Origin of the sequence: Methylophaga sp. UBA5088, from assembly GCF_002414625.1 — a bacterium.
Lineage (GTDB): Bacteria > Pseudomonadota > Gammaproteobacteria > Nitrosococcales > Methylophagaceae > Methylophaga > Methylophaga marina.
On the sequence record NZ_DIAC01000039.1, the window covers coordinates 17,028 to 21,823 of the forward strand.

Annotated in this window: 4 protein-coding genes; 2 read left to right on the forward strand and 2 right to left on the reverse strand. The window is 42.3% G+C overall.

Annotated features, from left to right (window positions below; translation table 11 throughout):
• Positions 1–1,032: methyl-accepting chemotaxis protein (locus B4K20_RS05505; protein ID WP_289282174.1), on the reverse strand; the 1,032-nt coding region annotated here is incomplete at its 3' end.
• A gap of 265 nt (positions 1,033–1,297) precedes the next feature.
• Here B4K20_RS05505 and B4K20_RS05510 point away from each other — a divergent pair.
• Both B4K20_RS05510 and B4K20_RS05515 read left to right on the forward strand, forming a co-directional pair.
• Entirely contained in the window at positions 1,298–3,319 is a 2,022-nt protein-coding gene (locus tag B4K20_RS05510; RefSeq protein WP_289282175.1) for an LTA synthase family protein, read from the forward strand.
• An 81-nt stretch (positions 3,320–3,400) separates the two neighbouring features.
• Positions 3,401–3,697, forward strand: a complete 297-nt coding sequence (locus tag B4K20_RS05515; protein WP_289245007.1) for a YMGG-like glycine zipper-containing protein — start codon at positions 3,401–3,403, stop codon at positions 3,695–3,697.
• Positions 3,698–3,740: 43 nt separating this feature from the next.
• Here B4K20_RS05515 and B4K20_RS05520 read toward each other — a convergent pair.
• Positions 3,741–4,796: allophanate hydrolase-related protein (locus B4K20_RS05520; protein WP_289282176.1), on the reverse strand; the 1,056-nt coding region annotated here is incomplete at its 5' end.

Consider the following 4,796-nt stretch of genomic DNA (forward strand, 5'->3'; position numbering starts at 1 on the left):
TTCAGCACTATTGGCCACTTCCTGAACGGTCGCAGTCATTTGTGTAATTGCTGATGCGACATGCGTTGTTTCATTTTTCTGTTGTGCAATATTCTGATTAGTTGAACGACTGACTACCGACGTTTCTTCGGCTGCTGTCGATAATTGTTCAGAAGCGTCAGTTATGCCCATCACCAGTTTTTGTAATTTTTCGACAAAACTATTGAAGGCATTGCCCATCGCACCGACTTCATCTTTACTGGCAAAATTCATGCGTTTTGTTAAATCATTATCCTGAGCCATCGTCGTCAGCACGCTCATGACACCTTTAATGGGGGTAACGATATTGCTGATAATAATTTTGGAAATGAATATACCAAGAACCAACGACACCACCGCCATCGCAATCAGGCTGAGTAAACTCGAACTATGCAGATCCTTGACGTTAGTGACCGAACGATTAGTAATGTTATCAATACTGGCTTGCATGGCTTGTAAGCTTTCAAACAGCTTGGCTTCAATAGCCACTAACTGAGCTTGTTCGTCTTTTGAGAGATAACCACCACCTGACATACTGCCACCGCGCTTAATAATTTGAATCGCGCTATCGACATACTTCTGATAATTAGCCTGCTGCTCAACAACTTTAGCCGTATTTTCTTCCAAACTCGCCACATCAGCCTGGAGGTCAGCATCTAACGCTTTGTCTTTGGATGCATTCAGAATGGCCACAATATCCTGCATAGCCTGATTAGTTTGCAGAGTGATATTGTCGATCTTGGCAAAATGCTCTTTAATGACTTTTCTTCTGGCACCAGATTTGGCATCAATCATTAGTGTTTGTAGTTCAGAGGCCTTCTTTAGCTGGAGCTGGCGGGCTTCAGCCACATTCTTCTCAAGCGGTAACGACATTTGATAGATGACAGAAAATTCGCTTGAAATGTCATTCATTTTAAAAATAGCAAAGGCTGAAATCAGCAGCTGCGTTAGCCCAAGAATAACCACCACACTGAAAATCTTTTTCCCAATAGGAAGATTCTTAATAAACTGCATTTCAACCTCATGTATCTACAAATCGTCTGAATTTAGCCTGATATGAAAATTTCATAGCATTACCAGGAATTATATCGGCCTGATTTCCAAATAATGAAGCACTTTTAGCTCATCGTGTCTTAGTTTCTGCCTAATGAGCAATATCACTCATCATGTATCTGTCTTAAGCATCTGTTAACAAAAACAATTCAGACTGACGTCCTACTTTATATGACTAATCCACTCTCAAGTTAGACTGGATCTATCAATAACGCTCGGATGTTCCATGTCAAAATATAAAAACAACTTATTCTTCGATCTTTATTTTATTTTTAGTTCGGCATTCATTTTAATGCTTTTACAGACGCTACTAAGAGGCGTTCTGTTATGGCGAAACAATGATCTGGCAGCCAGCATTCCCAGCCATGATCTTATTCATGCTTTTCTTACCGGGCTTCGCTTTGATTTGATTGTCACTGTTTATGCGCTGCTGCCATTAATAATTGGCTTACTGTTTAAAAAAGGTTTAAGCAACCGTAAAGCTTATACAGTCTGGCTTACCTTTGTTTCCAGCGTGATGATCTTTCTCGCTATCATTGAGCTCGACTTTTATCATGAGTTTCATACACGGCTGAACAGCCTGGTTTTTGAATATATGAAGGAAGATCCGGCAACAGTATTAAGCATGATTTGGTATGGGTTTCCTGTCGTCACTTACCTAATCATTATCGGTCTAATGATCACGGCATTATTTTTTATCTTTACTGTAAACAGCCGGATTAACCAAGCTAAGTCCACTGATAAAACTCGATACAGCCTTAGAATGACGGCATTTCTCGTCGTATTGTTAATATCAGTCGTGGCCGCACGAGGCACATTACGTCAGGGACCACCACTGCGTTGGGGTGATGCCTTCCAGAGTAATTATCTTTTTGCCAATCATTTGGGCTTAAACGGGGTTTATACATTAGCTAAAGCCGTTATCGGTACCAAAAAAGGTGATAATAAATGGCTCAAGAAAATGCCATTAGCTGATGCCGACAGTACTGTCGAGGAAATGATTCTAACGCCATCTGATCAACTTATAGACCCCGAGTACTCACCAGTATTACGTAGTTATCATGCACGTGTGGGTTTAACCCAAAAACCATTAAATGTTGTGTTCATTCTGATGGAAAGCTTCAGCGGTGAATATGTCGGTGCTTTAGGTCATGATGAAGGCATCACACCAGAATTCGACAAACTCGCCAAACAAGGCCTGTTATTCAATCGCTTTTTCTCAAACGGCACACACACTCACCAAGGTATGTTTACTTCATTAGCGTGCTTTCCTAACTTGCCTCACTATGAGTATTTAATGCAACAGCCTGAAGGCAGTAACCATTTTTCCGGTTTGATACAAATGACAGCCGACAGAGGTTATCAAAGTATGTACATCTATAACGGTGACTTTGCCTGGGATAATCAAAAAGGCTTTTTTGGTGCCCAGGGTATGCAGCATTTTATTGGCAGACATGATTTTGTGAATCCTGTTTTCTCAGATCCTACCTGGGGCGTATCTGATCAGGATATGTTCGACCGAGCTACCGAAGAGTTACAAAAAATGCCTAAAGACAAGCCATTTTTTGCTTTTTTACAAACCTTATCTAATCACACACCTTATGCCTTACCTACCCCACTTCCTGTTGAAAAAGTGACTGGTCACGGTGAGTTGAATGAACATTTAACCGCGATGCGTTATGCCGATTGGGCTTTGGGCCAGTTTTTCAAAAAAGTGATTAAGTCAGATTATGTCGATAATACGCTGTTTGTTTTAGTAGGCGATCACGGCTTTAGTTCCCCTAATCAGGTCACCGATATCGATATGCTTAAATTCCATGTGCCGCTATTAATTATTGGTCCAGATGTTGTCAAAAAATATGGTCACACTAACTCAACGGTCGGCGCTCAAGTCGATATTGCACCGACAGTCGCGGGTTTAATGGGTGGAGATACCACTTATAACTGCTGGGGCCGTGATTTATTAAATATCAATGACGCCGGATTTGCTGTTATTAAACCATCAGGCTCAGATCCAACCACAGCTATCATTGATGATAATAAAGTGCTGGTTAAATCAACAGACAACAATGCAACGTTATATAACTATGAGTTATTACCAAAAGCTTCTGCAAACACGCTTCATGACGCTGTTGGCACAGAGAAACTGGAGCATCGTTTAGATGCCTATATTGTATCTGCCACATCGACTTTATTACGAGGTAAAGCCGGTATAAAAACACCAGATAACCGCGTTGCTGTAAATTGATCAGCCTAGCGAATAATTGCCATCCTTTTTATATTTAGTTATGTTGTGCACTAGTTATTTGTAAAGAGGATGAATAACAATATGAAAATAAAATTCCTGATCATTCCATTGTTGATGACAGCATTTGCTGCTCATGCTGATAGCTCCACAGTCGATGCAGCAGTAGGTGGTGGCATCGGTGGTGCTATAGGCGCTGCTGTGGGTAATGAGGTGGGTGGTCGCGAAGGCGCAATGATTGGTGGTGCTGTAGGTGCAGCCACTGGTGTCGCCGTTAACACTGATGAAGAAGGTCACAGCGAACATCATGACAAACGTCATCATGAAAACCATCAGGGGCATTTCTGCCCGCCTGGCCAAGCAAAAAAAGGCAACTGTTAGTTATCTGAAAAAGCCGTCATCAATGACGGCTTTTTTATATCGCTTATTTATTCAGCAAATACTTACGCCAAGATCTGAAAGATGTAATGTCGGTCGCCTGCTCAAGGCCATAAGACTCACAGATAAACCCTGTAACCCAGCGTCCATCTTTTACTTCAAGCTTGCCCAAACCTAATGGGGCTGCAATGCCTGCCAGAAAAGAGCCTAACGTTGCTGTGGGTAAAGACCAAAGTTCAATTTCAATCTCTGTCCCATTTTCATCACGAACCAGTCCAGGTCTTTTGGGCGAACCACCCGCTAAGGCATAAAGCTTATAGGCATTAGCCGTTACCGTTTTCTCTAAAAAGACACCGCCTCGCTCCGTTAATTGATAATTAAGCGGTTGTCCCTGCAAATGTGCTCCACATACGGCGACAGTGATGCGATCACCACAGCTTGAGATAGCCGCTGATGAATCTGGGCAGGCAACATCCATCGCACCTAAAGGCAATCGTAATGACTGCTGCATCAAATTGGCATAACTTAATAATCGGGCATCACTAAAAGCACGTGAAAACAAAGTCACACCAAACGGTAAACCTGATGAAATAAATCCTGTCGGTACCGCTATCGCACTGCAATCAAGCAGGTTCATAAAGTTAGTGTAATGCCCCAGATTGCTATTAAGTTTTATTGGATCTGCCTGTACCTGCTTAATGCTATAGGTGGTGCCAGCTGTTGGCGTCAGAATAAAATCATAGCTTTCCAGCGCATCTCTTACCTGCTGCCGGCAAGCCTGTAACTTATATTCCGCTTTAAATAAGTCATCTGCTCGGGCATCTTCCTGTGTCGCAAGAATATCCTGAATGACTTGCAGCATAGCTTGTCTGTCGACGCCTTCTGTTGCCACACGACGTTCTGCCACCCAAGGGCCTTCATAAAGCAGTCTGGCCGCAGTAAAGAATGGTTCGAAATCGATAAACTGTTTCTTACCACCCAGACTTTCCAGATGTTTTACCGCTTGTTCAAATTGCTCAGCATATTCTGCATCACCAAAGAAATTCAGCTGTTCAGATTTTGGCACAGCAAAACTAAACGTACTCTCGGCTAACTGACCGTA

Bases quoted from the DNA above. Each gene is read 5' to 3' on its own strand.
- B4K20_RS05510 (WP_289282175.1), top strand. From the start codon at position 1,298: ATGTCAAAATATAAAAACAACTTATTCTTCGATCTTTATTTTATTTTT.
- B4K20_RS05515 (WP_289245007.1), top strand. From the start codon at position 3,401: ATGAAAATAAAATTCCTGATCATTCCATTGTTGATGACAGCATTTGCT.